7 protein-coding genes are annotated in these 3716 nt (G+C 50.5%); 5 read left to right on the plus strand and 2 right to left on the minus strand.

Annotated elements, in window-relative coordinates; all coding sequences use genetic code 11:
• Positions 1-16: 16 nt before the first annotated feature.
• The 3 genes from JRI89_17840 to JRI89_17850 all read left to right on the plus strand — a co-directional run bounded on the left by JRI89_17840 (position 17) and on the right by JRI89_17850 (position 1198).
• Positions 17-205, plus strand: a complete 189-nt coding sequence (locus tag JRI89_17840) for a hypothetical protein (GenBank protein ID MBW2073094.1) — start codon at positions 17-19, stop codon at positions 203-205.
• Positions 206-374: 169 nt separating this feature from the next.
• The gene (locus JRI89_17845; protein MBW2073095.1) at positions 375-674 is read left to right on the plus strand and encodes a hypothetical protein; all 300 of its coding nucleotides are present in this window, start codon (positions 375-377) and stop codon (positions 672-674) included.
• On the plus strand, positions 671-1198 hold the full coding sequence (locus tag JRI89_17850) for an undecaprenyl-diphosphate phosphatase (protein ID MBW2073096.1): 528 nt from the start codon (positions 671-673) through the stop codon (positions 1196-1198). Before JRI89_17845 ends, JRI89_17850 begins: the two co-directional genes overlap by 4 nt.
• A 33-nt stretch (positions 1199-1231) precedes the next feature.
• Here JRI89_17850 and JRI89_17855 read toward each other — a convergent pair whose 3' ends face one another.
• On the minus strand, positions 1232-1618 hold the full coding sequence (locus JRI89_17855; protein ID MBW2073097.1) for a hypothetical protein: 387 nt from the start codon (positions 1616-1618) through the stop codon (positions 1232-1234).
• Positions 1619-2324: 706 nt separating this feature from the next.
• On the opposite strand from JRI89_17855, the gene JRI89_17860 reads away from it, so the two are divergent.
• Together JRI89_17860 and JRI89_17865 are read left to right on the plus strand one after the other, a co-directional pair.
• Positions 2325-2534, plus strand: coding sequence for a hypothetical protein (locus JRI89_17860; GenBank protein MBW2073098.1), 210 nt, complete (start codon positions 2325-2327; stop codon positions 2532-2534).
• Between the two features lie 180 nt (positions 2535-2714).
• Positions 2715-3041, plus strand: a complete 327-nt coding sequence (locus JRI89_17865; GenBank protein MBW2073099.1) for a hypothetical protein — start codon at positions 2715-2717, stop codon at positions 3039-3041.
• A gap of 398 nt (positions 3042-3439) precedes the next feature.
• Here the strand turns inward: JRI89_17865 and JRI89_17870 are convergent.
• The coding region (locus tag JRI89_17870) for a hypothetical protein (protein MBW2073100.1) at positions 3440-3716 on the minus strand (277 nt) is incomplete at its 5' end.

Consider the following 3716-nt stretch of genomic DNA (forward strand, 5'->3'; position numbering starts at 1 on the left):
GACATCCGCTGAAGGAATGACCTTTGACCTTATCGTTCTCAGGCCTGTGGGGCTTGCAGCTACGGTTATTGGCACTGCGGTATTCATTGTTTCCCTGCCTTTCAGTGCCATGGGCGGCAATACCAACGAAGCTGCCGAAAAGCTGATTTCAGAGCCGGCCAAGTATACTTTTTCTAGGCCTTTAGGCAAGAACGATTACCAGTGAAAAACAGCCGTCGGTCGCCTCTTTGAGGTAAAATTGACAGCAGCAACGTGTGCACGACCGTGGCTGTCTAGTTATGGCTCCCCCTTCTCACTTCCAGGAAGGAACGGCTTCTTTGCGGGTGCCATTGACGTGGCGGGTTTTCATGGACTGCTACCCAGGGCATTATTAAATGAACGTGTTCCAGGGTCTGTGTCTCGGGGTGTTGCAGGGCCTTACTGAATTCCTGCCAGTAAGCAGTTCAGGGCACCTGGTTCTTGCCCAGCCCAGCACTTCTTCGGCATACGGGAATCGCAGCTTTTTTTTGACGTGGCAGTCCACACTGGCACGCTCGTTGCGGTTGTCCTGGTCTTTCGCCACGATCTCCTGGAAATCCTCAGAGACAGCTTCAGAACCTTGCAACATTATTGCCCTGGCAGATCCCAGGCATCTGTGGAGCAATATGGCCGGGGAACAAGACTGGCGGCCATGATAGTAATCGGCTCGGTTCCTACTGCCGTGATTGGCCTTCTCTTCAGAGAGGCATTTGAAAGAGCCTTTTCTTCTCCTACAGTGGCTGGCCTGGGATTATGGCTCACTGCCTTGTTACTCCTCTGGAGCCGCTGGCCTTTACGAAAACACTCTGCCAGGAACACTCTCCACTTCATCGATGCCCTTCTTGTGGGGCTTGCCCAGGGCGCAGCCATCACTCCCGGCCTGTCCCGGTCTGGCAGCACCATTGCAACCGGCCTTCTCCGAGGTCTGGATGCAGACCTGGCTTTCCGTTTTTCTTTCCTGCTCTCCCTTCCCGCAATTTTTGGTGCCTCAGTGCTCGAACTGCGCCACGTTGGCGTCGATTACTTGCAGTGGCAGGTGGTAGCTGCGGGTTTTTTCTCAGCCCTTGTGGTTGGCTGGCTAGCCTTGCGCCTTCTTCGCGCTGTGGTTTCCAAAGGCAAGCTCTTCTATTTCGCCCCATATTGTGCACTGCTGGGAACTCTTGCTCTCATCTTTTCTTGATGTTCTCGCCAGGAATTGACCACTCCCACTTGGTCAACTATCCGGCGTCATCAACTTCCAACGAATATAGGCAGACAGACTCATGCCCTCTTCTTGGGCTTGGATCCTGATATGGTCGTATTCGCTTTCCGTTACCACAATGGTTAATCTGCGCTTCATTTCCGGGGCACCGCTCTTCCTCAAGCGGTAAAGCCGCCGTCTTGCCCGATTGAGATGCCGAAGTATCTGACTCCTTGCCCTCTTCTCTTCAGGAGAAGGTTTCTCCCCGTCGGAGAGTCTAATGAAAAGAGAACGATCATGTTCTAAAAGGAGTTCCTTGAAGTGCTCGATCTCTTCCTCCAGGGCCGCCTCTTCAGAAATCTCTGCCGCCTCACCAGCTTTTCTGTCACTTTGGTTGTTCTCCTCTCCCTGGCGGACCATAAAATTGACCTCCTGTAGACAATAGCCTGCACATTTACCGTCGCCTCTTCAGGGGCAGCAAAATCTTGCAGCAAAAAACGTTGACAACAAGACGGATTCTTGATATCTTTCAAAAAGTTAAGCCGGTGGGGCTGTAGCTCAGTTTGGGAGAGCGCTTGAATGGCATTCAAGAGGTCGGCGAACATTTCCCGAGCAAATCCGGAAAACTGCAGCTTTCCCAGCGAAGCTGGTTCGTCAATTTCATACACAACCAGTAAGAACATCGTGCTGGCGTATCCTCAACGGTTGGCTCAGGATTACCTCTGACATCCTGCTACATCATTATTGACAGGTTCTTCAGTGCCAACAGGAAATATTTCTCCTGGCAACTCACAACAGCAATAGTGGTGCAGAAAGCCCCGCCTGATATTCTCAGAGATACACTGGTTACAATTACCTATTATAAGAACAACGCTGATCTTCATATGTCTCTTATTTTATGAATTTTATTGAGAATAAGCAAACACACCCTGTTGGCACGATCTTTGTCTACAAAAAGAGTTCAAATGCTACCCTGACAGGTGCTCCGGCAAGAATGTTTCGTGGACTTGCTCGAGGTGGCCCAGACGCATGGAGGCACCTTGTAATCATAGAGACCACCTGGCAGGGTAATGCGGGATACAGTAGTTCATACCCCTAGCGGCGATTGCAGCAAAGGAGGTCTCAGATGATAGATATTCAGAAGATACCGGCAAAATTGCAACCGCCAGCAATGTTAGTTTCCTTGCGGTCCTGGATAAACGCCAAGATAACCATGATAAAGGGTATTCTGGTTGCTGTCTGCGGTGTGTTACTGATAGTCGCAGTCAGAGTGCTGTGCTCCTTTTTCAGGCACGCAGAAGCGCCAGAGATTGATCTTGACGAAGTGGAAGGCTGACACGGATGGCTCATGAATAGAGTCAATTCATGAATCATCCGGTCCAATTGTAAATTCCAACTGATTCCAGGTCCGCATTTGCCGGTGGCAATGGCCAAATAATCTATGGACGATCAGTGCCCATATAATAGTTGCGTCTTCCCCGATTTCTGTTATCTGTGATTTATGCGGTGCGTCATAATGTTCTCGACCCACGCCATGACAGTTTCACTGCAGCAGTGGCAAATCACTGCCACCTGGAGGCTGACCCCTAAACATTCAACAGCAACTGTGCTGCCCCGAACCACTAATGATACTGCAGATTTGCAGCACTCTTCCAATGTCTATGACACCATTGACCTCTATGACCAGGACGGCATATGGACGACTGCTGAAGCCTGCAATCGCGGCAGCTGGAAGCCCAACAACAAGGTCCCTCCCCTTCCGGGAATGGGGGCGTATGATAGCTGCGGCAATCTGCAATCTACTCTGTCTGTCAAAGGATTGTTAATCGATACCTTTATTTAGGCGAACATGCCAGCAGTGCGGTTGAGTAATAGAAAAAACCAGCAAGCCGCCATCTCACAATACCTCTGTAGACTCGCTGCCAGGTCCTCTTTACATCTTTCCTGCGGCGCGCTGACCAGTTGCGCAGCATTCAACAGTTGCACCTGAGAACAGGCTCGTCCGCCAGGGAGACAGGCCGTACACATGGCAGCACATCCAGGAAAGGCCGCATTGAGGGCTCCCTCGTCGATGGGGGGCTAGGACTGAGCCTCAATCGAACTCTTCGTCGCAGACTGTACCTGTCTTCATACCGCTGTTATCAATTGATATTGCTGCGGCACCGCCTGGGCCAACAATGCTGTTGACGATGGCGCAAAATGCATAAATTAATCTCGTCTGGGAGGCCTGCTAAATTACGCCTAGACACGAATGAACTTGATCAGTTCGCCGTTGATGCAGTAGTAAATTTCGTCATCAGTGCCGTAGACATCTTCAATGGAGCGATGCTTGATAAGATCTTCTATGATGAAGGCGGTAATATACAGACTGATAAAATTAGGCCGTGGCACCAGGGTTCGCAAGGGGGCAATTTTATATTGCACATCAAAATCTTCGGCAGTGATGAGCCGCTTCATACATGCAAGCAGCTGCCTTTCCAGTTCTTTCTTGTTCCTGGTCTCAATCAGTCTCTCCTCG

Source organism: Deltaproteobacteria bacterium (assembly GCA_019309045.1).
GTDB lineage: Bacteria > Desulfobacterota > Syntrophobacteria > BM002 > BM002 > JAFDGZ01.